This window comes from Neobacillus camarae (assembly GCF_054950115.1).
The window spans coordinates 37,068-57,948 of the sequence record NZ_JBUCKX010000004.1 but is presented as its reverse complement, the minus strand read 5'-3'; the positions used below and the strand labels follow the sequence as shown (position 1 = coordinate 57,948).

At 42.5% G+C, this 20,881-nt stretch carries 34 protein-coding genes, 1 rRNA gene and 1 pseudogene; 2 read left to right on the top strand and 34 right to left on the bottom strand.

What is annotated here, in order from left to right:
- Window positions 1–66: 66 nt before the first annotated feature.
- The 4 genes and pseudogenes from ACY8D0_RS21565 to ACY8D0_RS21550 all read right to left on the bottom strand — a co-directional run bounded on the left by ACY8D0_RS21565 (window position 67) and on the right by ACY8D0_RS21550 (window position 3,490).
- Window positions 67–1,611 (bottom strand): 16S ribosomal RNA (locus ACY8D0_RS21565).
- Between the two features lie 396 nt (window positions 1,612–2,007).
- The gene (locus tag ACY8D0_RS21560) at window positions 2,008–2,238 is read right to left on the bottom strand and encodes a hypothetical protein (protein WP_462412584.1); all 231 of its coding nucleotides are present in this window, start codon (window positions 2,236–2,238) and stop codon (window positions 2,008–2,010) included.
- A gap of 352 nt (window positions 2,239–2,590) precedes the next feature.
- Window positions 2,591–3,049: pseudogene (locus tag ACY8D0_RS21555) on the bottom strand (ATP-dependent DNA ligase); the annotation flags it as partial.
- 186 nt (window positions 3,050–3,235) lie between these two features.
- Window positions 3,236–3,490: a terminase small subunit gene (locus tag ACY8D0_RS21550; protein WP_462412583.1), complete on the bottom strand. Its 255-nt coding sequence runs from the start codon at window positions 3,488–3,490 to the stop codon at window positions 3,236–3,238.
- Between the two features lie 474 nt (window positions 3,491–3,964).
- Between ACY8D0_RS21550 and ACY8D0_RS21545 the strand changes: the two genes are divergently transcribed.
- Together ACY8D0_RS21545 and ACY8D0_RS21540 are read left to right on the top strand one after the other, a co-directional pair.
- Entirely contained in the window at window positions 3,965–4,198 is a 234-nt protein-coding gene (locus ACY8D0_RS21545) for a tyrosine-type recombinase/integrase (protein ID WP_462412582.1), read from the top strand.
- Window positions 4,199–4,271: 73 nt separating this feature from the next.
- Complete coding sequence (locus tag ACY8D0_RS21540; RefSeq protein ID WP_462413148.1) at window positions 4,272–4,550, top strand: tyrosine-type recombinase/integrase; 279 nt, start codon at window positions 4,272–4,274, stop codon at window positions 4,548–4,550.
- A gap of 115 nt (window positions 4,551–4,665) precedes the next feature.
- Here the strand turns inward: ACY8D0_RS21540 and rpsI are convergent, their stop codons facing one another.
- The 30 genes from rpsI to rpsS form a co-directional block, all read right to left on the bottom strand.
- Window positions 4,666–5,058 (bottom strand): 30S ribosomal protein S9, encoded by a 393-nt coding sequence (gene rpsI, locus ACY8D0_RS21535; RefSeq protein ID WP_462412581.1) that lies wholly within the window; start codon window positions 5,056–5,058, stop codon window positions 4,666–4,668.
- A 19-nt stretch (window positions 5,059–5,077) separates the two neighbouring features.
- Window positions 5,078–5,515 carry a 50S ribosomal protein L13 gene (gene rplM / locus ACY8D0_RS21530; protein ID WP_042454011.1) on the bottom strand — a complete coding sequence of 146 codons (438 nt, stop codon included), beginning with the start codon at window positions 5,513–5,515 and terminating at the stop codon, window positions 5,078–5,080.
- 393 nt (window positions 5,516–5,908) lie between these two features.
- Window positions 5,909–6,646, bottom strand: coding sequence for a tRNA pseudouridine(38-40) synthase TruA (truA, locus tag ACY8D0_RS21525; RefSeq protein ID WP_462412580.1), 738 nt, complete (start codon window positions 6,644–6,646; stop codon window positions 5,909–5,911).
- A gap of 12 nt (window positions 6,647–6,658) precedes the next feature.
- Window positions 6,659–7,456 (bottom strand): energy-coupling factor transporter transmembrane component T family protein, encoded by a 798-nt coding sequence (locus tag ACY8D0_RS21520; protein WP_462412579.1) that lies wholly within the window; start codon window positions 7,454–7,456, stop codon window positions 6,659–6,661.
- A complete protein-coding gene (locus tag ACY8D0_RS21515) occupies window positions 7,453–8,322 on the bottom strand; it encodes an energy-coupling factor ABC transporter ATP-binding protein (protein WP_462412578.1) in 870 nt (289 codons plus the stop codon). Before ACY8D0_RS21515 ends, ACY8D0_RS21520 begins: the two co-directional genes overlap by 4 nt.
- Window positions 8,298–9,137, bottom strand: coding sequence for an energy-coupling factor ABC transporter ATP-binding protein (locus tag ACY8D0_RS21510; protein WP_462412577.1), 840 nt, complete (start codon window positions 9,135–9,137; stop codon window positions 8,298–8,300). The genes ACY8D0_RS21515 and ACY8D0_RS21510 overlap by 25 nt, the downstream gene beginning before the upstream one ends.
- A 379-nt stretch (window positions 9,138–9,516) precedes the next feature.
- Complete coding sequence (gene rplQ, locus ACY8D0_RS21505) at window positions 9,517–9,879, bottom strand: 50S ribosomal protein L17 (protein ID WP_462412576.1); 363 nt, start codon at window positions 9,877–9,879, stop codon at window positions 9,517–9,519.
- A 68-nt stretch (window positions 9,880–9,947) separates the two neighbouring features.
- Window positions 9,948–10,892 (bottom strand): DNA-directed RNA polymerase subunit alpha, encoded by a 945-nt coding sequence (locus ACY8D0_RS21500; protein ID WP_462412575.1) that lies wholly within the window; start codon window positions 10,890–10,892, stop codon window positions 9,948–9,950.
- Between the two features lie 168 nt (window positions 10,893–11,060).
- Window positions 11,061–11,450 (bottom strand): 30S ribosomal protein S11, encoded by a 390-nt coding sequence (rpsK, locus tag ACY8D0_RS21495; RefSeq protein WP_042453998.1) that lies wholly within the window; start codon window positions 11,448–11,450, stop codon window positions 11,061–11,063.
- Window positions 11,451–11,473: 23 nt separating this feature from the next.
- On the bottom strand, window positions 11,474–11,839 hold the full coding sequence (rpsM, locus tag ACY8D0_RS21490) for a 30S ribosomal protein S13 (RefSeq protein WP_462412574.1): 366 nt from the start codon (window positions 11,837–11,839) through the stop codon (window positions 11,474–11,476).
- 20 nt (window positions 11,840–11,859) lie between these two features.
- Window positions 11,860–11,973: a 50S ribosomal protein L36 gene (gene rpmJ, locus ACY8D0_RS21485; protein WP_000868344.1), complete on the bottom strand. Its 114-nt coding sequence runs from the start codon at window positions 11,971–11,973 to the stop codon at window positions 11,860–11,862.
- 37 nt (window positions 11,974–12,010) lie between these two features.
- Window positions 12,011–12,229: a translation initiation factor IF-1 gene (gene infA, locus ACY8D0_RS21480; RefSeq protein ID WP_007085268.1), complete on the bottom strand. Its 219-nt coding sequence runs from the start codon at window positions 12,227–12,229 to the stop codon at window positions 12,011–12,013.
- Between the two features lie 277 nt (window positions 12,230–12,506).
- Window positions 12,507–13,157: an adenylate kinase gene (locus ACY8D0_RS21475; RefSeq protein WP_462412573.1), complete on the bottom strand. Its 651-nt coding sequence runs from the start codon at window positions 13,155–13,157 to the stop codon at window positions 12,507–12,509.
- Between the two features lie 58 nt (window positions 13,158–13,215).
- A complete protein-coding gene (gene secY, locus ACY8D0_RS21470; RefSeq protein WP_462412572.1) occupies window positions 13,216–14,511 on the bottom strand; it encodes a preprotein translocase subunit SecY in 1,296 nt (431 codons plus the stop codon).
- Window positions 14,511–14,951 carry a 50S ribosomal protein L15 gene (gene rplO, locus ACY8D0_RS21465; protein ID WP_462412571.1) on the bottom strand — a complete coding sequence of 147 codons (441 nt, stop codon included), beginning with the start codon at window positions 14,949–14,951 and terminating at the stop codon, window positions 14,511–14,513. The genes secY and rplO overlap by 1 nt, the downstream gene beginning before the upstream one ends.
- A 33-nt stretch (window positions 14,952–14,984) precedes the next feature.
- The gene (gene rpmD, locus ACY8D0_RS21460; RefSeq protein WP_462412570.1) at window positions 14,985–15,167 is read right to left on the bottom strand and encodes a 50S ribosomal protein L30; all 183 of its coding nucleotides are present in this window, start codon (window positions 15,165–15,167) and stop codon (window positions 14,985–14,987) included.
- Between the two features lie 13 nt (window positions 15,168–15,180).
- Entirely contained in the window at window positions 15,181–15,681 is a 501-nt protein-coding gene (gene rpsE / locus ACY8D0_RS21455) for a 30S ribosomal protein S5 (protein ID WP_101645945.1), read from the bottom strand.
- Window positions 15,682–15,706: 25 nt separating this feature from the next.
- The gene (rplR, locus tag ACY8D0_RS21450) at window positions 15,707–16,069 is read right to left on the bottom strand and encodes a 50S ribosomal protein L18 (protein WP_462412569.1); all 363 of its coding nucleotides are present in this window, start codon (window positions 16,067–16,069) and stop codon (window positions 15,707–15,709) included.
- A gap of 32 nt (window positions 16,070–16,101) precedes the next feature.
- Window positions 16,102–16,638 (bottom strand): 50S ribosomal protein L6, encoded by a 537-nt coding sequence (rplF, locus tag ACY8D0_RS21445; RefSeq protein WP_462412568.1) that lies wholly within the window; start codon window positions 16,636–16,638, stop codon window positions 16,102–16,104.
- A gap of 32 nt (window positions 16,639–16,670) precedes the next feature.
- The gene (gene rpsH, locus ACY8D0_RS21440; protein WP_462412567.1) at window positions 16,671–17,069 is read right to left on the bottom strand and encodes a 30S ribosomal protein S8; all 399 of its coding nucleotides are present in this window, start codon (window positions 17,067–17,069) and stop codon (window positions 16,671–16,673) included.
- A 30-nt stretch (window positions 17,070–17,099) separates the two neighbouring features.
- Complete coding sequence (gene rpsN / locus ACY8D0_RS21435) at window positions 17,100–17,285, bottom strand: 30S ribosomal protein S14 (protein WP_009499044.1); 186 nt, start codon at window positions 17,283–17,285, stop codon at window positions 17,100–17,102.
- A 17-nt stretch (window positions 17,286–17,302) separates the two neighbouring features.
- Entirely contained in the window at window positions 17,303–17,842 is a 540-nt protein-coding gene (gene rplE / locus ACY8D0_RS21430; RefSeq protein WP_462412566.1) for a 50S ribosomal protein L5, read from the bottom strand.
- A 26-nt stretch (window positions 17,843–17,868) separates the two neighbouring features.
- On the bottom strand, window positions 17,869–18,177 hold the full coding sequence (gene rplX, locus ACY8D0_RS21425) for a 50S ribosomal protein L24 (protein ID WP_462412565.1): 309 nt from the start codon (window positions 18,175–18,177) through the stop codon (window positions 17,869–17,871).
- Between the two features lie 40 nt (window positions 18,178–18,217).
- Window positions 18,218–18,586 carry a 50S ribosomal protein L14 gene (rplN, locus tag ACY8D0_RS21420; RefSeq protein WP_462412564.1) on the bottom strand — a complete coding sequence of 123 codons (369 nt, stop codon included), beginning with the start codon at window positions 18,584–18,586 and terminating at the stop codon, window positions 18,218–18,220.
- Window positions 18,587–18,625: 39 nt separating this feature from the next.
- Complete coding sequence (gene rpsQ, locus ACY8D0_RS21415) at window positions 18,626–18,889, bottom strand: 30S ribosomal protein S17 (RefSeq protein WP_462412563.1); 264 nt, start codon at window positions 18,887–18,889, stop codon at window positions 18,626–18,628.
- A 23-nt stretch (window positions 18,890–18,912) separates the two neighbouring features.
- The gene (gene rpmC / locus ACY8D0_RS21410; protein WP_191275951.1) at window positions 18,913–19,113 is read right to left on the bottom strand and encodes a 50S ribosomal protein L29; all 201 of its coding nucleotides are present in this window, start codon (window positions 19,111–19,113) and stop codon (window positions 18,913–18,915) included.
- The gene (rplP, locus tag ACY8D0_RS21405) at window positions 19,103–19,537 is read right to left on the bottom strand and encodes a 50S ribosomal protein L16 (protein ID WP_462412562.1); all 435 of its coding nucleotides are present in this window, start codon (window positions 19,535–19,537) and stop codon (window positions 19,103–19,105) included. The genes rpmC and rplP overlap by 11 nt, the downstream gene beginning before the upstream one ends.
- Before the next feature lie 2 nt (window positions 19,538–19,539).
- Window positions 19,540–20,196 (bottom strand): 30S ribosomal protein S3, encoded by a 657-nt coding sequence (gene rpsC, locus ACY8D0_RS21400; RefSeq protein ID WP_042453966.1) that lies wholly within the window; start codon window positions 20,194–20,196, stop codon window positions 19,540–19,542.
- A 3-nt stretch (window positions 20,197–20,199) separates the two neighbouring features.
- Window positions 20,200–20,541 carry a 50S ribosomal protein L22 gene (rplV, locus tag ACY8D0_RS21395; RefSeq protein WP_042453964.1) on the bottom strand — a complete coding sequence of 114 codons (342 nt, stop codon included), beginning with the start codon at window positions 20,539–20,541 and terminating at the stop codon, window positions 20,200–20,202.
- Between the two features lie 17 nt (window positions 20,542–20,558).
- Complete coding sequence (rpsS, locus tag ACY8D0_RS21390) at window positions 20,559–20,837, bottom strand: 30S ribosomal protein S19 (protein WP_191275954.1); 279 nt, start codon at window positions 20,835–20,837, stop codon at window positions 20,559–20,561.
- Between the last annotated feature and the right edge of the window lie 44 nt (window positions 20,838–20,881).

Below are 20,881 nucleotides of genomic sequence, written 5' to 3'. Positions count from 1 at the left end.
TCTCAAAACTAAACAAACAAATAGAGGTCAACGTCTTATCAGTCCGTAAGGACTGCATATTCCTAGAAAGGAGGTGATCCAGCCGCACCTTCCGATACGGCTACCTTGTTACGACTTCACCCCAATCATCTGTCCCACCTTAGGCGGCTGGCTCCTTACGGTTACCCCACCGACTTCGGGTGTTACAAACTCTCGTGGTGTGACGGGCGGTGTGTACAAGGCCCGGGAACGTATTCACCGCGGCATGCTGATCCGCGATTACTAGCGATTCCGGCTTCATGCAGGCGAGTTGCAGCCTGCAATCGAGCGCAGAGAATGGTTTTATGGGATTGGCTTCACCTCGCGGCTTCGCTGCCCTTTGTACCATCCATTGTAGCACGTGTGTAGCCCAGGTCATAAGGGGCATGATGATTTGACGTCATCCCCACCTTCCTCCGGTTTGTCACCGGCAGTCAGATTAGAGTGCCCAACTAAATGCTGGCAACTAATCTCAAGGGTTGCGCTCGTTGCGGGACTTAACCCAACATCTCACGACACGAGCTGACGACAACCATGCACCACCTGTCCTCTGTCCCGAAGAAGGAATTCTATCTCTAGGAGTGTCAGAGGATGTCAAGACCTGGTAGGTTCTTCGCGTTGCTTCGAATTAAACCACATGCTCCACCGCTTGTGCGGGCCCCGTCAATTCCTTTGAGTTTCAGCCTTGCGGCCGTACTCCCCAGGCGGAGTGCTTAATGCGTTAGCTGCAGCACTAAAGGGCGGAAACCCTCTAACACTTAGCACTCATCGTTTACGGCGTGGACTACCAGGGTATCTAATCCTGTTTGCTCCCCACGCTTTCGCGCCTCAGCACGTCAGTTACAGACCAGAAAGCCGCCTTCGCCACTGGTGTTCCTCCACATCTCTACGCATTTCACCGCTACACGTGGAATTCACTTTCTCTTCTGCACTCAAGTCCCCCAGTTTCCAATGACCCTCCACGGTTGAGCCGTGGGCTTTCACATCAGACTTAAAAGACCGCCTGCGCGCGCTTTACGCCCAATAATTCCGGACAACGCTTGCCACCTACGTATTACCGCGGCTGCTGGCACGTAGTTAGCCGTGGCTTTCTGGTTAGGTACCGTCAAGGTACCGGCAGTTACTCCGATACTTGTTCTTCCCTAACAACAGAGCTTTACGACCCGAAGGCCTTCATCGCTCACGCGGCGTTGCTCCATCAGACTTTCGTCCATTGTGGAAGATTCCCTACTGCTGCCTCCGGCGAGGTCTGGGCCGTGTCTCAGTCCCAGTGTGGCCGATCACCCTCTCAGGTCGGCTACGCATCGTCGCCTTGGTGAGCCGTTACCTCACCAACTAGCTAATGCGCCGCGGGCCCATCTGTAAGTGTCAGCTAAAAACCGACTTTCAGCCTTTCCTCATGTGAGGAAAGAAATTATCTGGTATTAGCATCGGTTTCCCGATGTTATCCCAGTCTTACAGGCAGGTTGCCCACGTGTTACTCACCCGTCCGCCGCTAATCAAAAGGTGCAAGCACCTTTTGATTCGCTCGACTTGCATGTATTAGGCACGCCGCCAGCGTTCGTCCTGAGCCAGGATCAAACTCTCCAAGAAAGTTGATTAGCTCATAAAAGTTACGTTGGCTTCATTTCATAAGAAATGAATATTATTGTTTGTTGACGTTATTGTTTGTTTAGTTTTCAAAGAACAATATATCACTTTTATTAGCGACAGCGAAATCAAATATTAGATTTAGCTTTTTAAAAGTCAACTTCTTTTTATATTAACTTCTCCGTCCTAAGCGACGAAAAATAGTATACCAAATAATTTATGTGTAAGTCAACATCTTTTTGCGAGAAATTTCCCCCTAATATCATAATGAAAAAAATTTTGTACTGCATACCACTGATCACTACTTTGATAGAACATATTATACAAATGAAAAATTTATCGTAATATAATATTGAACACAAAAAGGGCTTCCTTGTGGAAGCCCCTTTTATTTATAAACTAACCAAATATTTTAGCCAAGGAAAGACCGGCAGACGAAGTTCTTACTATGTCTCCAAACATACCCCAAATCTTTTTGGCACGCTCAAGATTTTTATTCTTCACTACCTCTTGTAACTGTGTAACATCATTCAAATCACCGTTTTTATCCTGACTCTCAGGAAGATTATTAATGAAGCCTTTTAATTCATAGATTTGCGTATCAGAATCTTTTACCTGTTCATCCGTCATATTTTTGGTTGTTGTTGCCAGTCTGTGTCAAGTCCTTACCAGCTTGTCCTACATACCCACTTACATCCCCATTAAAGGCGTTACCACTCATTATATTTGTATTATTACTTTGCAAAAAATTCCCTCCCGCTAAAAACTATTCCAAAAGTTGCTAAACGATTGATAGATGGGGACACACTAATAGTAACAAAGCTAGTTGTTTCGCCAGATCAGCAATCGACGGTATACTATGATAAAGCATCTTATCGAGCGTGGAATCGGGTTCATGTTCTTAACATGGGTGTTGTCGAAGATACCGCTCTTTCTTTCTTATGCTCATTTTGATTTTGCTTTTGTAGTAGAATATGAACTTTTATTCCTCCACTATGGACCGATTGTGGAACAAGTTAAGAACTTTTTCCACCTGGCATTTAATTGGCTCGATTAAATTAAGCTTATCATCCTCTGTAACAACATGATGCTGTTGGTATAAATTTTTCCTTTCAGCCGGTTGCATAAACTCCATAATTCCAGCTGGCCTTCCATCCAGAAAGCGCAATAGCAGCCCAAATTGACCTTTTCTAAACCCAGTGATCAATACATCTTCATACTGATAATTAATGACCTTCAGCCATGACTGGCTGCGTTTGCCGACCTCAAAGTGAGATTCTTTTCGCTTTAGCACTATTCCCTCTAAGCCTTGCTGCCAAACTAAATCAAAGTAAGCAGGACCATGGCCTTCTATATATTTAACTTTTGCAAGTAAACCCGTATCATAAGAAATAATCTCCTTCAGAAGCTGCTTCCTATCCGTAAATGGCAACCGTGTAACCGACTTTCCGCTGTATTAAAGAACGTCAAAAAGTACCAATCTATTCCTCATTCATTTCTACAAAACCAAATTGAATTTTACCTAAATCCTATTTTTCTGTTCTAATCTATTAACCGCTTTAAAATCACTGCAATCCAGTATGTCCTTAATGGCAGATAAGCAGACATTCATTCTCAGCATCCATGGCTAACTCGAACAACATGGTAACCACTTTTTCTGCATTGCCGCCAAGCGATCCTGAATACATTCACGCCGTTCTTTTTGGGGTTTATCTAAATACGCCCTGACCTTAACGTTTTTCAACTGTCTCGAGGCCTCTGGATAAGCGCCTTTTTCTGCATATCCCGCCTGTATAGCTGCTTTACCATTGTTAGGTTCTAAATAGATTTTGGCAAATTTCTTTTGCTTTTCGGTGAGATCGTCAACCATCTTCTTAGCCAACCCGTTCACCTCTTTCATCATTCCCCATTATTACATTATCCACCGACCAAGAGCTTTCTGGTGTAAACTAGCATGGTAACCGTTCCGATGTCTTGTTGTATGGTGTGTTTATTTACATTCTAACAATATCACTAAACCTCTCTTGTAGTATTAATAAAGTGATTTTTTTAACTCCCGCTTTGATGAGGGAATTTTTTATCCTCAAAATAATTAATTAAACGAATGTAGATTAACATCTCCTTTGACCCGTCCTGATTGAAATAATCTTGTGTCCAAATTAGGCTGTGAATTACTTCTAAGTTAAATAAGTGCTCTGCAGGATAGTCACCTTGAGGAATGTATGGCAATTTTACAACCAGCTCATCGTAGGTTATCCAATAAGATCTTTGTTCCCTTACCACTTTGTGGATTGCCATTAATGTTCCAGCAGGGAACTCGTCTTGTGACATTATATTGCAGACATAAGGAAATTCCTTGATATTACCAAAAAAAGAATCACTATTCCGAGATTATGTACTTTTTCATCTATTAATATATACGGGTGCCCGTAAAGGTGGATTATTAGCACTTAGTTGGAATGATATTGATTTTGAGAAAGGTTCAATTCGATTATGGAAAACCCTTTTTCAAACTAATGGTATACACCTATTCCAAACACCCAAAACAAAGGAATCAAAGCGTATAATCAGTTTGGATACCCAAATCTAACTTTACTTAAAAAGTGGCGTATAAGCCAAATAGAAGAGAACTTAGCACAAGGAGACATGGCTGGAAATGAGAAATAGTTTTCACAAGAGAAGACGGTACGCCACTTCGCATAGCCTATCTTAATGAAAAGCTCAATATTTTAATTAAGAAGCATAACCTCCATCCTATAACCATCCATGGTTTCCGACATACACATGCATCCCTTTTATTTGAAGCAGGTGCTAGTATAAAGGAAGTTCAGGAACGATTAGGGCATTCTGATTTTCAAATGACAATGAATATCTATACTCACGTAACAGACACCTTAAAAGAGCAAACTGCAAACAAGTTTCAAAAGTACATTGAGCTATGATCAGTGGTCAGAAGTGGTCAAAAAATTTTTCGTGGTCAAAATGTGATCAAAACCACTTTTCAATCATAAAAAAAACCCCCAACCAAATCGGTTGAGAGCCTTTGAAACGTAATAATTAACGTTTTGAGAACTGAGGTGCACGACGAGCGCCTTTAAGACCGTATTTCTTACGCTCTTTCATACGTGGGTCACGAGTTAATAGACCAGCACGCTTTAATGTTGGACGGTACTCAGGGTCAGCTTGCAATAATGCACGAGCAACACCATGACGGATTGCGCCAGCTTGACCAGTGTAACCACCACCGCTTACGTTTACAAGAACATCATAGCTGCTTACAGTTTCAGTAGCAACTAGTGGTTGTCTTACAACAACACGTAATGCTTCGAATGGGATATATTCTTCAATGTCACGACCATTAATAACAATTTTACCTGTACCTGGAACTAAGCGCACACGTGCGACAGAGCTCTTACGACGGCCAGTACCAATGTATTGAACTTGTGCCAAGTTAATTCCCTCCTCTTAATTAACCGCGAAGTTCGTAAACTTCAGGTTTTTGTGCTTGATGTGGATGCTCTGCTCCAGCATACACGTGTAATTTTTTGAACTGTTGACGACCAAGAGAATTCTTTGGAAGCATGCCTTTAACAGCAAGCTCAATCATTTTCTCAGCGTAGTTTGTACGCATTTCAAGAGCCGTTCTTTGTTTTAAACCGCCTGGATGTAAGCTGTGACGGTAGTAGATTTTATCAGTTAATTTTTTACCAGTCAGTTCTACCTTAGAAGCATTAAGAATGATTACATGATCACCAGTATCAACATGTGGTGTAAAAGTTGGTTTGTTCTTACCGCGCAAAATGGATGCTACTTCAGAAGCAAGACGGCCAAGAGTTTTGCCCTCAGCATCGATTACATACCATTTACGCTCGATATTATTGGCATTAGCCATAAATGTTGAACGCATGAGTTTCCCTCCTAGATTTTCAATCCGTAAAGATTATTAGTTCGCACTTTCAAAGCGGTTAGCATTCAAACCTGTTCCGGGGAGTGATCGCTAATGCCCTTGTGCGCTTTGATTTCACTTCAAATATGTTTAATCACGATGAAGACTTTCCGGGGCTTTATCGTGGGATTTAAAACACACACATATAATATAATAAAACCTTTATGCCCTATTGTCAAGAAGATGTTACACCAGGGACAGTTGTTTTTCATTTTCCGCTCGTAATTAGTAGTCCGCTGCAAATTTTATGGCTGGATTCTACAAAATACCGGACGCATTCAACAAAATACATTGGTTATTCAACAAATTTGACGAGTCACCCTACAAATATTGTATATATTTACCAGGTGGTTATTAGTAAAATACCCGCCAAAGATACAGCCCGTGGGCTGGAGCAGTTTTTCCGGCAAATCGACGGTCCTTTTTCTCCAATATGGAAGGAATATCCGACGGCTTCCGTTCGCCCGCCCCAACCTCCAAGAGTGTCCCCACCAGGATTCTTACCATGTTATACAAAAACCCGTTTCCGACAAAGCGCAGCGTCAGCATTTCCCCATCTAATGAAAAATCAATCGTTTCAATGGTGCGAATCTTATCTTCCACCTCTGTCTTAGCAGAACAAAAGCTGGTAAAGTCATAGGTTCCAAGGAAATGGCCCGCTGCCTGTTTCATCGCCTGCAAATCCAGCGGGTAACGGTATAGGTACGCATAGTTGCGCAAAAATGGGTCCCGCTTGCCGGATAAGAGCAGCATGTAGCGATACTCTTTTCCTACCGCATCAAACCTGGCGTGAAACGAAGGGGCAGCCACTTCGACAGAAAGAACCGACAGGTCATCAGGAAGCAAGGAATTCATGGCAGCAGCCCACTTTTCCGGAGGAATCGACAGCGGGGAGTCAAAATGAATCACTTGCCCCTTGGCATGGACTCCCGCATCCGTTCGTCCAGATGCCGATACCTTGACCTCATGGCCTTTATGAATTTTGCTTAACACGTTTTCAAGTTCAGCCTGTACGGTCCGTTGATTCGGCTGGACCTGGTAACCGGAAAAACGGGTGCCATCATAGGTGATAATTCCTTTATACCTTTGCATGAATTTACCTCTTTACGAACGAAATAGGATTAACAGGACGGTTAAAGCGGCGAGAATCAGAATCTGAATCGTATCGGCTGAGCTCCAGCTTAGCTGGCGGTATTTTGTGCGGCCTTCCCCGCCACGGTAACCCCTTGCCTCCATCGCAATCGCCAGCTCTTCAGCACGCTTAAACGAGCTGACAAACAATGGGATTAATAAAGGAATAACCGCCTTAATCCTTTCCTTAAACGGACCGCTGGAAAATTCCACTCCCCGGGCCGCTTGGGCCTTCATAATTTTATCTGTTTCCTGCATCAGGGTTGGAATAAACCGTAACGAAATTGAGAGCATTAACGCCATTTCATGAACAGGAAACCGGACCTTTTTCAATGGGTTCAGCAGCGACTCAAGACCATCGGTAATTTCAATCGGAGTGGTGGTCAACGTCAATAAGGAAGTCATCAGAATCAGGAAGAAAAAGCGGAGTGAAATGAATACCCCCATCCTGATTCCATCTTCATAAATTTTGATGGGTCCCCATTGGTACACCAGGCTGCCTTCCTTCGTGAATAACACCTGCAATAAAAAGGTTAGGACAACAAGCCATAAAACGGGCTTCAGGCCGCCATATAAAAATTTGGCCGGCACCTTTGACAATCCCAATAAGAAAAAAGTATAAATCCCAATAAGTGCATAGGTAATCCAATTATTTGCCAAAAAGATGATACATACAAACAAGAATATGATGATTAATTTCGAACGGGGGTCCATTTTGTGGACAAGGGAATCCGCCGGAACATAACGGCCAAATATCATCTTTTCCATCATGGGCGGACACCTCCGCTTACCATATCTGAAACAGCTGCCGCCAGTTCATCAATCGTCAGGCAAATTTTGCCGAGTTTTCGCCCGGACTTATTCTCAAGATTTAATTGAAACCTGACCACTTCGGGAACATCTAATCCCATCTGCAAAAGTTCTTCCGGTGAAGAGAAAATCTCCGCCGGTGTGCCCTGTTTTTTAACCCTGCCTTGCTGCATGATCACGATTTGATCTGCGTACCTTGCTGCATCTTCCATGCTGTGTGTCACCAGGATCGTCGACAGTTGCCGTTCCTTATGGAGCGAATAAAACATGTCCATAATTTCTTTGCGGCCGCGCGGGTCAAGTCCTGCAGTAGGCTCATCGAGGACAATCACATCCGGGTCCATCGCTAACACACCGGCAATAGCAACACGGCGCATTTGACCGCCTGAAAGGTCAAACGGTGATTTTTCCAGAATTTCTTCAGCCAGCCCTACTTGATTAAGTGCTGTTCTTGCCCGTTCCCTTGCTTCTGCTTCTGATACGCCGAAGTTCATCGGTCCGAACATAATATCCTTTTCAACCGTTTCTTCAAATAGCTGGTGTTCAGGAAACTGGAAAACGATTCCGACCCGTTTGCGGACCGGTTTCAAGTTTTTATTTTTCTGATGGGCTTTGACTTCATATTCACCAATCTTGACCATTCCTTCGGTCGGCTGCAGGAGTGCATTTAAATGCTGCAAAACAGTGGATTTGCCGGAGCCAGTATGGCCAATCAGAGCCAAATACAACCCCGATGGTATATGAATCGTTACATCGGAGATTGCCAAACGTTCAAACGGCGTTCCTGCCTGATAGCGATATTCTACCTTTTCGAGTGAGATGTCCATATCTCTGTCACCAACTCTTCCTCCGATAAATAACGCTTCGGTAAATTTACACCCTGCTGTCTGAGAGCTTTGCCCATTTTAACGGAAAAGGGGATATCCAGCCCTAATTGAACGAGTTCCTCATCCATCGAGAAAATCTCCTCAGGAGTCCCTTCACGATAGACTTTCCCTTTATTCATCACAATCATCCGGTTTGCTTTGGCGGCTTCCTCCAAATCATGGGTAATGGAAATAACCGTCAGCAATTTTTCATCCTGTAAGGCCCTTACCGTTTCCAGTACTTCCTCTCTGCCTCTCGGGTCAAGCATTGATGTGGCTTCGTCAAGTATAATGATGGCTGGCCTTAGGGCAAGGACACCGGCAATGGCAACTCGCTGTTTTTGTCCTCCAGACAGATGGTGGGGCTCTTGATCTAGAAATGCATCCATTTTAACCTTTTTCAAGGAATCTTTTACCCGCTCGACCATTTCCTCTCTCGGAATCCCCATGTTTTCTAAACCAAAAGCCACATCATCCTGAACCGTGGTACCGACAAACTGATTATCAGGATTTTGAAAAACCATGCCGATTTTGCTGCGAATTTCCCAAATCGTCTCTTCATTCAGTTTTGTACCGGAAACAATGATTTCACCCTGCTCCGGAAATTGCAAACCGTTCAGCAACTTGGCCATAGTCGATTTTCCGGACCCATTATGGCCGACAATCGCTAGCCATTCCCCTTCGAATATATCAAAGGAGACATGATCGAGTGCCTTCCTTTGTTGTTCTTCATATTGGAAGGACACTTCTTTCAGTGATACAATCGGCTGTCTCATTGCGGAATTACCTCCCTGCGCTATAGCTCTGCTCTGCTCTACTAATCCTTAAAATACAAAAAAAGCCTGCACCTCTTCCCAGGGCAGTGCTCGTTGGATAATCAACTGCATGAATTTAAAATTTAAATGTTGGGAGAGGTGCATAAGCTAGACGAGACGCAAAACATTTACGAGTAAAAAGGGATTGGGCAGTAAATGTCAAACTTCAAAAGATAAAATCAAAGCCTGATATCTTTAAAAAGTTTCTCCTTCCCTTTGGAGTTACGCTCATCATAACGCTCTTTTTGGCTGCTTTAAATCGACGGATTCTACAGAAAAAGGGCAGAGAACAAGTTTTTGTAACCAAACTGTCCAGTACCCTTGTTGTCTGTTCAAGTTATTAAACTAACTCGATAATAACCATTGGCGCACCGTCACCACGACGAGGTCCAAGTTTCATAATGCGAGTATAACCGCCTTGGCGCTCTTGGTAACGAGGAGCAATATCAGAGAATAGCTTTTGCAAAGCATCTTGACCGTTTTCTGCATTCGCAACTTCATTACGAACGTAAGCAGCTGCTTGACGGCGTGCATGAAGGTCTCCGCGTTTTCCTAGAGTGATCATTTTTTCAACAGTAGAGCGAAGTTCTTTCGCACGAGTTTCTGTTGTTTCAATGCGCTCGTTGATGATTAAATCTGTTGTTAAGTCACGAAGCATAGCTTTACGCTGTGCGCTTGTACGTCCTAACTTTCTGTATGCCATGAAGGGTTCCCTCCTTTTTGAAATCTTTATATGTTTTGGTAAGGCCAGCTACGACTGTTTATTTACAACTAGTCGTCTTTACGTAAGCCTAACCCTAGCTCTTCTAGTTTTGCCTTCACTTCTTCAAGTGATTTACGGCCTAAGTTACGCACCTTCATCATATCTTCTTCAGTTTTATTAGCTAATTCCTGAACAGTGTTGATGCCTGCACGCTTTAAGCAATTGTAAGAACGTACCGAAAGATCGAGTTCTTCAATAGTCATTTCCAGAACTTTTTCTTTTTGGTCTTCTTCTTTTTCAATCATGATTTCAGCATTTTGTGCTTCATCAGTCAGACCGACAAAGATATTTAAATGCTCAGTTAAGATTTTCGAACCAAGTGCAATGGCTTCTTTCGGGCCAGTACTGCCATCTGTCCAAACATCAAGCGTCAGTTTGTCAAAGTTGGCTAATTGACCCACACGGGTGTTTTCAACTTGGTAAGATACGCGAGAAACTGGCGTATAAATTGAATCAATTGGAATAACACCAATTGGCTGGTCTTCACGCTTGTTTTGTTCAGCAGGTGTATATCCCCGGCCGCGTTTAGCAGTTAAACGCATATGAAGATGTCCATTTGCTCCCAAAGTAGCAATATGAAGATCAGGGTTCAAAATTTCCACGTCACTATCATGAGTAATATTATCAGCTGTAACAGGTCCTTCACCTTGAACATCAATCTCAAGAGTTTTCTCTTCGTCAGAGTAAATCTTTAATGCGATTTTTTTAATGTTTAGTATGACGGATGTTACATCTTCCACAACACCTTCAATTGTTGAGAACTCATGAAGCACCCCATCGACCTGAATCGCGGTAACAGCGGCACCTGGGAGTGAAGATAATAGGATACGACGTAAGGAGTTACCCAAAGTGGTACCATATCCACGCTCAAGCGGCTCTACTACGAACTTACCGTACTTGGCATCATCGCTGATCTCAATCGTTTCGATTTTTGGTTTTTCTATTTCGATCATCAAATAACCCTCCTTCAAAACGTCGAAACCTCGACTAGTATTGGACTAATCGAAATTCCCCCATGTATACGTTCCCGTTCTGTGCACAACAACTGGAATAAATAATTTCTGGAAAAATTCATATCATATCCCATTATAGACACATGATAGAAATCTTATACAGAAAAATTACACACGACGACGTTTTGGCGGACGGCAACCGTTATGAGGAACAGGTGTAACATCTTTAATAGCTGTTACTTCAAGACCTGCAGCTTGAAGAGCACGGATTGCAGCCTCACGTCCAGCACCAGGACCTTTAACTGTAACTTCCAAAGTTTTCATGCCATGGTCCATTGAAGCTTTAGCAGCAGTTTCTGCAGCCATTTGAGCTGCGAATGGAGTGGATTTACGAGAGCCTTTGAATCCAAGCGCACCTGCACTTGACCAAGAAATCGCATTACCATGTACATCAGTGATTGTTACGATCGTATTGTTAAAAGTTGAACGGATGTGAGCAACACCAGCTTCAATATTCTTTTTCACACGACGTTTACGTGTATTTGTTTTACGTGCCATTTTTAATTAACCTCCTTTACCGATTACTTCTTCTTGTTCGCAACAGTCTTACGAGGACCTTTGCGTGTACGGGCGTTGTTTTTCGTATTTTGACCACGAACAGGCAAGCCACGACGATGACGAAGACCGCGGTAGCAGCCGATTTCCATTAGACGCTTAATGTTAAGAGAAATTTCGCGACGAAGGTCACCCTCAACTTTTAGCTTGTCGATGATATCACGGATTTTGTTTAACTCGTCTTCTGTTAAATCACGTACACGAGTATCTTCAGAAACACCAGCTTCAGCTAGGACTTTCTGAGCAGTTGGTTTACCAATACCATAAATATAAGTTAAAGAGATAACTACACGTTTTTCACGTGGAATATCTACACCAGCAATACGTGCCATTAAAGTGCACCTCCTATCAATTAACCTTGTTTTTGTTTATGCTTAGGGTTTTCACAGATAACCATTACTTTACCGCGGCGGCGAATTACTTTACATTTTTCGCAGATCGGTTTAACAGATGGTCTTACTTTCATTATCCTAACCTCCTTAATAGTACGGAGCGCAAACAGATTATTTAAAGCGGTAAGTAATTCTTCCGCGAGTTAAGTCATATGGGGAAAGCTCGACAGTTACCTTATCACCTGGCAGGATACGAATGAAGTGCATTCGAATTTTGCCAGAGACATGAGCCAGCACAGTATGACCATTTTCTAATTCTACCTTAAACATGGCATTAGGCAAAGTTTCAATGACTTTACCTTCAATTTCAATAACATCATCTTTGGCCATCGGTCTTTAGCTCCCTTCTCTTATCAGACTAGCGTTTCTGTAACATCATGTAGTGCAAAGCGGGCCATCTTGTGTATGGATGAGCTTGCAACTTTACAATTCTACCATATAACAAGAGTTCTGTCCGCTAGTAACAATTAGAAATTATATACTTTTTGCGGATGAAAAGCCAATTTGCTCCCCACTACATTTTGAAGCGCTGGGAGTGTCCTCAAGATCCGCTCACCAGGTTTTCCGCATGATACCTGCTGCCCTTTAACTAGACTGCAAACAATCATTAACGCAAACCCTCAAGTAATTGCTGAACATCAGCAAAAACCTTTTTAATATCCTGCTGGCCGTCAATTGTACGCAGATAACCTTTTGTCTCGTAAAAAGTCAACAATGGTTCCTGCTGCTTAATATTAACGTCTAATCTGTTTTGGACAGTTTCAGCATTATCATCCGCGCGCTGGTACAATTCACCGCCGCAACGGTCACAAACGCCCTCTTTTGCAGGAGGATTAAACACGAGATGATAGGTTGAACCGCAATCTTTACAGATACGGCGTCCAGTAAGACGCTCCATTAAGATACTTTTATCAACAGTAATATTGATCACATAATCAATCTTCTTAGTTAACTCTTCAAGTAAATTTTCGAGCGCTTCCGCCTGAGGCACCGTTCTTGGAAAACCATCAAGCAAGAATCCTGTTTGGCAGTCATCTTTACTTAGACGTTCACGGACAATGCCAATCGTCACATCATCTGGTACAAGCTCGCCGCTATCCATAAAGGATTTGGCTTTCAATCCCAGTTCTGTACCTTCTTTCATTGCTGCACGGAACATATCTCCAGTTGAGATATGAGGGATGCCGTACTTTTCAACAATTCTTTCAGCCTGAGTGCCTTTACCCGCACCCGGAAGCCCCATTAATACTAAGTTCACACGTGTTCCCCCTCGTGCTAAGAATGGGTTTTAGGGGGCCTTGTGGTCCCCAAAACCTCTATTTTATAAACCCTTTATAGTGACGCTTCACTAATTGCGCTTCAAGCTGTTTATACGTATCAAGGGCAACACCAACAACAATCAATAAGCTGGTTCCTCCGATTTGCGCTGATTGCGGCAGGTTCGCTACTTTTATAAATATCGTAGGAAGAATCGCAATGACCGTCAGAAAGATGGATCCCACAAAGGTTAAACGGTAAAGGACACGGGTTAAATACTCCTGTGTACTTTTCCCTGGACGAATACCAGGAATATATCCGCTTTGCTTTTGCAGGTTCTCTGCAGCTTGTTCAGGATTGACTTGAATAAACGCATAAAAATAAGTAAACGCAATGATAAGTGCCGCATACAGGGCCATCCCGATCGGATGTGTATAATCAAAAACTTTTGTAATCCACAGGGTCACATCATTTGTCGGGAAAAATGATGCAATCGTTCTTGGGGTTACAATAAACGAAATCGCAAAGATAACTGGAATAACACCAGCAGCATTCACTTTCAACGGCATATGCGTCGATTGTCCGCCGACTGGGGTACGTCCTACTGCCACCCGTTTTGCATATTGAATAGGAATTTTACGTACCGCTTGTTGGATAAAAATAACCCCAACAACGATTGCGATGATTGCCAAGACGATTAGAACCATTGTTACAATACGTAAGAATAACTGCTCGCCTGCATTTTCAAACTGCTGCACATAGATCTGATTGAAGGTTGTTGGCATTCCAGCCACAATCCCAGCAAAAATGATAATGGAAATTCCATTACCAACACCGTGTGACGTGATTTGTTCACCCAACCATAATAAGAACGCTGTGCCTGCAGTCAATACAACAGCAATCAAGAAGTACGTTGTAATTCCTGGATTTTCAATCAATTGTCCGTTAGCCAAATTATTAAAGCCATAAGACATACCTAATGCTTGAATGAAGCCAAGAATAACCGTGAAGTAGCGTGTAAATTGCGCCAGCTTACGACGGCCGGCATCCCCTTGTTTGGACCATTCGGTAAACTTAGGTACTACATCCATTTGTAATAACTGGATGATAATCGATGCCGTAATGTATGGCATAATACCCATGGCAAAGATGGAGAATTGTTTTAATGCTCCACCGCCAAAAGTATTAAGAATACCAAACACACTTAATTCATCCTGTGATGCAAGGATATCTGCATTTACATTTGGTACGGGAATAAATGTCCCCAACCGATAAACGACTAACATTAAAAGGGTGAAAATGACCTTTCGACGTATTTCACCCACACGCATAAAATTGGAGAGAGTCTGGAACATTAGATCACCTCAGTAGTTCCACCAGCAGCTTCGATCGCTTCCTTAGCAGCAGAGGAGAATTTATGAGCCTTAACAGTCAGCTTTTTCTCTACGTTCCCTTTTGCAAGAATCTTGATTCCTGCTTTTTCTTTGCTTACCACGCCTGACTCGATTAGAAGTTCTGGAGTAACTTCTGTTCCGTCTTCAAAGCGGTTTAAAGCATCTAGATTAACTACTGCAAACTCTTTACGGTTAATGTTAGTGAAACCGCGTTTTGGCAGACGGCGGAATAAAGGTGTTTGACCACCTTCAAAGCCTACACGTACACCACCGCCAGAACGGGCATTTTGACCCTTATGGCCTTTACCGGCTGTCTTACCTTGACCGGAACCAATACCACGTCCTAAACGTTTGCGTTCACTACGAGAACCTTCTGCAGGTTTTAATTCATGAAGTTTCATTTTGGCACCTCCTTATTCAAGAAAAACAACCTTTTATTGTTCTTTAACAGTTACAAGGTGAGACACTTTGTTAATCATGCCACGAATGGCTGCATTATCTTGGTGCTCAACTGTTTGGTTTAATTTACGTAAGCCCAGCGCTTCAACTGTTGCACGTTGATCTTGTGGGCGACCAATTAGGCTTCGGCTGAGGGTAATTAAAAGTTTGTTTGCCATTTGATTTCCCCCCTTATCCTAATAGTTCTTCTACTGATTTACCACGTAATTTCGCTACGTCTTCAGCACGTTTTAATTGTTTTAAACCATCAATAGTGGCACGAACCATATTGATTGGAGTGTTGGTTCCTAGAGATTTAGAAAGGATATCAGCTACCCCTGCTAATTCTAGTACCGCACGAACAGGGCCGCCAGCGATAACTCCTGTACCTTCAGAAGCTGGCTTTAATAGGATTTCACCAGCACCAAAACGTCCGATTACTTGGTGTGGTACAGTTGTACCAACCATTGGTACTTCCACTAAGTTTTTCTTAGCATCTTCAATTGCTTTACGAATAGCATCAGGAACTTCCTGTGCTTTACCAGTACCGAAACCTACATGACCGTTTTTATCTCCGACTACAACCAGTGCAGAGAAACGGAAACGACGTCCACCTTTAACAACCTTAGCAACACGGTTAACGGTAACTACGCGTTCTTCAAGTTCAAGTTTGTTTGGATCAATACGACGCATCTTGATTTTGTCCCTCCTTTATCTATTAGAATTGTAAGCCGTTCTCACGAGCTGCATCAGCTAATGCTTGAATGCGGCCATGGTATAGGTATCCTCCACGGTCAAATACAACTGCAGAGACCCCTTTTTCAACTGCACGTTTTGCAACTAATTCTCCGACCTTCTGTGCAGCTTCAATATTGCTTGTAGACTCAAGACCTAGGTCTTTTTCGACTGTTGAAGCACTAGCTAGAGTAACTCCATTCATATCGTCGATAATCTGAGCATAAATATGTTTGTTAGAACGAAACACATTTAGACGTGGACGAGCAGAAGTACCGCTTAGTTTCGCACGGACACGAGCATGTCTTTTACGGCGAACTGCGTTTTTATCTTGCTTCGTAATCATTTACGTCACTCCTTTCGTTTACCTACGCGGCATTACTTACCAGTTTTACCTTCTTTACGACGTACATATTCGCCTTCGTAACGGATTCCTTTGCCTTTATATGGCTCTGGAGGACGAACTCCGCGGATATTGGCAGCTAAAGCACCAACACGCTCTTTATCCGTACCTTTAACGGAAATTTTTGTATTGGCAGGCACTTCAATTTCAAGGCCTTCTTCTGGCTCAATTTCAACCGGATGAGAGTAACCAACGTTCAATACAAGCTTTTTGCCTTGTTTTTGAGCACGGTATCCAACCCCGATTAATTCTAGGTTCTTTTCGAAACCTTTGGAAACACCTTCTACCATATTGGCGATCACGGCACGAGTCGTTCCGTGCAGCGCGCGGTGTTCTTTATTATCAGAAGGACGTGTTACGTTCACAACGTTCTCTTCAAGGTTAATTGTGATGTCAGGATTAAAAGTGCGAGTAAGTTCGCCTTTTGGTCCTTTTACAGTAACTGTGCTGTTATTCACAGTCACTGTAACTCCTGCTGGAATTTCAATAGGTTTTTTTCCTACGCGAGACATTTAGTTGCACCTCCATTCATTGAAAAACTCGATTACCAAACGTATGCTAGTACTTCTCCACCGATTTGTTTTGCACGTGCCTCTTTATCTGTTACAACACCTTGAGATGTTGAAACTAGTGCAATACCAAGTCCGTTAAGAACTTTAGGCACTTCTTCGGATTTTGCGTAAACACGAAGACCAGGCTTGCTTATGCGTTTAAGACCAGTGATAACACGTTCGTTATTTGCACCGTATTTTAAGAAGATACGGATAATACCTTGTTTATTATCTTCGATAAATTCAACGTCACGTACGAAACCTTCGCGCTTTAAGATTTCAGCGATTTCTTTTTTGATATTAGAAGCAGGCACTTCTAACTTTTCGTGACGCACCATGTTCGCATTACGAATGCGAGTAAGCATATCAGCAATTGGATCTGTCATGACCATTATTTTTACCTCCTTCCACAAGCTCTAGTTTTACCAGCTAGCTTTTTTAACACCAGGAATTTGTCCTTTGTATGCTAATTCACGGAAACAAATACGGCAAAGCTTAAATTTACGGTATACAGAGTGTGGACGTCCGCAGCGTTCGCAGCGAGTGTACTCTTGTACTTTGTATTTAGGCGTGCGTTTTTGTTTCGCAATCATTGACTTTTTAGCCACGTTTTCGCCTCCCTTATTTACTTTTGGAATGGCATTCCGATTTGAGTTAATAATTCACGAGCCTCTTCATCAGTATTTGCAGTAGTTACAATTACGATGTCCATACCGCGAACTTTGCTGACTTTATCGTAATCAATTTCAGGGAAGATTAGCTGTTCTTTAATACCTAAAGTGTAGTTACCGCGACCATCAAATGCTTTTTTAGAAACACCACGGAAGTCACGAACACGAGGTAAAGAAACAGAAACTAATTTGTCCAAGAATTGATACATGCGCTCGCCGCGAAGGGTAACTTTTGCGCCGATTGGCATACCTTCACGAAGACGGAAGCCTGCGATTGATTTTTTCGCACGTGTAACAAGTGGTTTTTGACCAGTGATAAGTGCTAATTCATCAACAGCATTATCTAATGCTTTTGCGTTTTGAACAGCATCACCAACACCCATGTTGACAACGATTTTTTCAATTTTAGGAACCTGCATTACAGAATTATAATTGAACTTGCTCACTAGAGCAGGAGTAATTTCTTTAACATATTTTTCTTTTAGGCGGTTCATTTAGTGTACCTCCCTTCTTCTTTGAACTATTTATCTAAAACTTCACCGGATTTTGCTACGCGTACTTTTTTGCCATCAACCTCTTTGTATGCTACCCGAGATGGGTTACCGGTTTTAGGATCGATAGGCATAACATTAGATACATGGATTGGAGCCTCAAAGCTAACAATTCCGCCTTGTGGATTTACTTGAGAAGGTTTAGAGTGTTTTTTCACAATGTTTACACCTTCTACAATGACACGGTTATCTTTTGGATAAGCCGACAGGATCACGCCTGTTTTGCCTTTATCCTTACCAGAGATAACTCTGACCTTATCACCTTTTTTTACATGCATCCTTAAAGCACCTCCTTAAAGGCCATTTGGATTATATATATTATAGAACTTCTGGAGCTAGAGAAACGATTTTCATAAAGTTGTTGTCGCGAAGTTCACGGGCAACAGGTCCGAAGATACGAGTTCCACGAGGGCTCTTATCGTCTTTGATAATAACACATGCGTTTTCATCAAAACGAATGTAGGAACCATCCTGACGGCGAACACCACTCTTTGTCCGTACTACAACGGCTTTAACAACGTCACCTTTTTTAACAACGCCACCTGGTGTTGCTTGTTTTACTGCACAAACAATTACATCGCCAATATTAGCAGTCTTGCGGCCTGAACCACCAAGAACTTTAATCGCTAGTACTTCACGAGCACCGGAGTTGTCAGCAACTTTTAAACGTGATTCTTGTTGAATCATGTGTGTAACCTCCCTTCGGAATAAAGCTAATCCGAACCATTAAATAATGACTGCTTTTTCTACAACTTCTACTAAACGGAAGCGTTTGGTAGCTGAAAGCGGACGAGTTTCCATGATACGAACGATATCGCCGACTTTTGCAGCGTTTTGCTCATCATGAGCTTTGAACTTTTTAGAGTACTTAACGCGTTTACCGTAAAGTGCATGCTTTTTATATGTTTCGACTAGAACAGTAACGGTTTTATCCATTTTGTCAGAAACGACGCGTCCAGTATAAACCTTGCGTTGGTTGCGTTCACTCATCAACGTGAACCTCCCTTCATTGATCACTTGTTAAAACTGATTTCTCTCTCACGAACAACAGTTTTCATACGGGCAATCGCTTTACGAACTTCACGAATGCGTGCGGTGTTTTCTAGTTGTCCAGTCGCCAATTGAAAGCGAAGGTTGAAAAGCTCTTCCTTAAGAGATTTTACTTTTTGTTCAATTTCAGCAGTGGTAAGGTCACGAATTTCATTAGCTTTCATTTGATTCACCACCAATTTCTTCACGTTTTACAAACTTACATTTGATTGGAAGTTTGTGCATAGCAAGACGAAGAGCTTCACGGGCAACTTCCTCAGGTACACCAGCAATTTCAAACATGATTCTGCCTGGTTTTACTACAGCAACCCAGCCTTCAGGTGCCCCTTTACCGGAACCCATCCGAACTTCTAACGGTTTTGCTGTATAAGCTTTATGCGGGAAAATTTTAATCCAAACTTTACCGCCACGTTTCATGTAACGTGTCATTGCAATACGAGCTGCTTCAATTTGACGGTTTGTAATCCAGGAAGCCTCTAATGCTTGTAAGCCATATTCACCGAAAGTAATTTCAGTGCCGCCTTTTGAAGTGCCTTTCATGCTTCCACGGTGTGGACGGCGATATTTAACGCGTTTTGGCAATAACATGATTATTTGCCTCCTTCCTCAGATTTCTTCTTAGTAGGAAGGACCTCTCCACGATAGATCCATACTTTAACACCGAGCTTACCATAAGTAGTGTCAGCTTCAGCTGTAGCATAGTCAATGTCAGCGCGAAGTGTATGAAGTGGAACTGTGCCTTCGCTATAGTGTTCTGCACGAGCGATATCTGCACCGCCTAAACGTCCAGATACCTGTGTTTTAATACCTTTAGCACCTGCACGCATTGAACGTTGAATTGCTTGCTTTTGCGCACGACGGAAAGAAACACGGTTTTCTAATTGACGAGCGATGTTTTCAGCAACCAATTTTGCATCAATGTCAGCTTTCTTGATTTCAAGAATGTTGATATGAACACGTTTGCCAGTTAATTGATTTAAAGCTTTACGAAGTGCTTCAACTTCAGTACCGCCTTTACCGATAACCATACCAGGTTTAGCTGTATGGACAGTAACGTTAACACGGTTTGCTGCACGTTCGATTTCGACTTTAGAAACAGAGGCATCTTTTAAGCGCTTTGTGATATATTCACGAACTTTAATATCTTCGTGTAAAAGATCAGCAAAGTCTTTGCCTGCATACCATTTAGATTCCCAATCACGGATGATTCCAATACGCAGTCCGACTGGATTTACTTTTTGACCCACAGATTATCCCTCCTTCTTCTCTGATAGTACGATAGTAATATGACTAGTACGTTTATTGATTTGGCTTGCACGTCCCATAGCGCGTGGGCGGAAACGTTTCAATGTTGGTCCTTCGTCAACGAATGCTTGTGCAACAACTAGATTATTTACGTCCATTTCGTAGTTGTGCTCAGCATTTGCCATAGCAGATTTTAATACTTTTTCTACGATTGGAGAAGCAGCCTTAGGTGTGAGATTTAAAATCGCCACCGCTTCACCAACTTGCTTTCCTCGGATTAAATCAACGACTAAACGTGCTTTACGAGGAGCAATACGGACTGTTCTAGCAACAGCTTTAGCTTGCATTTGGATGCCCTCCTCTCTTAACGTCTTGTTTTCTTATCATCAGCGGCGTGGCCTTTGTAAGTACGACTTGGAGCGAATTCTCCAAGCTTATGACCTACCATATCTTCTGTAACATATACAGGCACATGTTTGCGTCCATCATAAACAGCAATCGTATGACCGATAAATTGTGGGAAGATCGTAGAACGGCGTGACCAAGTTTTAATTACTTGCTTTTTTTCAGTCTCATTTAACTTTTCAACTTTAACCATTAAATGATCATCAACAAATGGTCCTTTTTTTAAGCTGCGACCCATGAAGGAACCTCCCTTCGTGATTGCTCTACGGCTCTTGTCTCGAA

What these genes read in the sequence shown, in the direction of transcription:
- ACY8D0_RS21560 (WP_462412584.1), bottom strand. Translation starts at nt 2,238, where the DNA reads ATGACGGATGAACAGGTAAAAGATTCTGATACGCAAATCTATGAATTA.
- rplM (WP_042454011.1), bottom strand. Translation starts at nt 5,515, where the DNA reads ATGCGTTCAACATTTATGGCTAATGCCAATAATATCGAGCGTAAATGG.
- truA (WP_462412580.1), bottom strand. Translation starts at nt 6,646, where the DNA reads ATGCAAAGGTATAAAGGAATTATCACCTATGATGGCACCCGTTTTTCC.
- ACY8D0_RS21520 (WP_462412579.1), bottom strand. Translation starts at nt 7,456, where the DNA reads ATGATGGAAAAGATGATATTTGGCCGTTATGTTCCGGCGGATTCCCTT.
- ACY8D0_RS21515 (WP_462412578.1), bottom strand. Translation starts at nt 8,322, where the DNA reads ATGGACATCTCACTCGAAAAGGTAGAATATCGCTATCAGGCAGGAACG.
- ACY8D0_RS21510 (WP_462412577.1), bottom strand. Translation starts at nt 9,137, where the DNA reads ATGAGACAGCCGATTGTATCACTGAAAGAAGTGTCCTTCCAATATGAA.
- rplQ (WP_462412576.1), bottom strand. Translation starts at nt 9,879, where the DNA reads ATGGCATACAGAAAGTTAGGACGTACAAGCGCACAGCGTAAAGCTATG.
- ACY8D0_RS21500 (WP_462412575.1), bottom strand. Translation starts at nt 10,892, where the DNA reads ATGATCGAAATAGAAAAACCAAAAATCGAAACGATTGAGATCAGCGAT.
- rpsK (WP_042453998.1), bottom strand. Translation starts at nt 11,450, where the DNA reads ATGGCACGTAAAACAAATACACGTAAACGTCGTGTGAAAAAGAATATT.
- rpsM (WP_462412574.1), bottom strand. Translation starts at nt 11,839, where the DNA reads ATGGCACGTATTGCTGGTGTAGATATTCCACGTGAAAAACGTGTAGTT.
- rpmJ (WP_000868344.1), bottom strand. Translation starts at nt 11,973, where the DNA reads ATGAAAGTAAGACCATCTGTTAAACCGATCTGCGAAAAATGTAAAGTA.
- infA (WP_007085268.1), bottom strand. Translation starts at nt 12,229, where the DNA reads ATGGCCAAAGATGATGTTATTGAAATTGAAGGTAAAGTCATTGAAACT.
- secY (WP_462412572.1), bottom strand. Translation starts at nt 14,511, where the DNA reads ATGTTCCAGACTCTCTCCAATTTTATGCGTGTGGGTGAAATACGTCGA.
- rplO (WP_462412571.1), bottom strand. Translation starts at nt 14,951, where the DNA reads ATGAAACTTCATGAATTAAAACCTGCAGAAGGTTCTCGTAGTGAACGC.
- rpmD (WP_462412570.1), bottom strand. Translation starts at nt 15,167, where the DNA reads ATGGCAAACAAACTTTTAATTACCCTCAGCCGAAGCCTAATTGGTCGC.
- rpsE (WP_101645945.1), bottom strand. Translation starts at nt 15,681, where the DNA reads ATGCGTCGTATTGATCCAAACAAACTTGAACTTGAAGAACGCGTAGTT.
- rplR (WP_462412569.1), bottom strand. Translation starts at nt 16,069, where the DNA reads ATGATTACGAAGCAAGATAAAAACGCAGTTCGCCGTAAAAGACATGCT.
- rplF (WP_462412568.1), bottom strand. Translation starts at nt 16,638, where the DNA reads ATGTCTCGCGTAGGAAAAAAACCTATTGAAATTCCAGCAGGAGTTACA.
- rpsH (WP_462412567.1), bottom strand. Translation starts at nt 17,069, where the DNA reads ATGGTCATGACAGATCCAATTGCTGATATGCTTACTCGCATTCGTAAT.
- rplE (WP_462412566.1), bottom strand. Translation starts at nt 17,842, where the DNA reads ATGAACCGCCTAAAAGAAAAATATGTTAAAGAAATTACTCCTGCTCTA.
- rplX (WP_462412565.1), bottom strand. Translation starts at nt 18,177, where the DNA reads ATGCATGTAAAAAAAGGTGATAAGGTCAGAGTTATCTCTGGTAAGGAT.
- rplN (WP_462412564.1), bottom strand. Translation starts at nt 18,586, where the DNA reads ATGATTCAACAAGAATCACGTTTAAAAGTTGCTGACAACTCCGGTGCT.
- rpsQ (WP_462412563.1), bottom strand. Translation starts at nt 18,889, where the DNA reads ATGAGTGAACGCAACCAACGCAAGGTTTATACTGGACGCGTCGTTTCT.
- rpmC (WP_191275951.1), bottom strand. Translation starts at nt 19,113, where the DNA reads ATGAAAGCTAATGAAATTCGTGACCTTACCACTGCTGAAATTGAACAA.
- rplP (WP_462412562.1), bottom strand. Translation starts at nt 19,537, where the DNA reads ATGTTATTGCCAAAACGCGTTAAATATCGCCGTCCACACCGTGGAAGC.
- rplV (WP_042453964.1), bottom strand. Translation starts at nt 20,541, where the DNA reads ATGCAAGCTAAAGCTGTTGCTAGAACAGTCCGTATTGCTCCTCGTAAA.
- rpsS (WP_191275954.1), bottom strand. Translation starts at nt 20,837, where the DNA reads ATGGGTCGCAGCTTAAAAAAAGGACCATTTGTTGATGATCATTTAATG.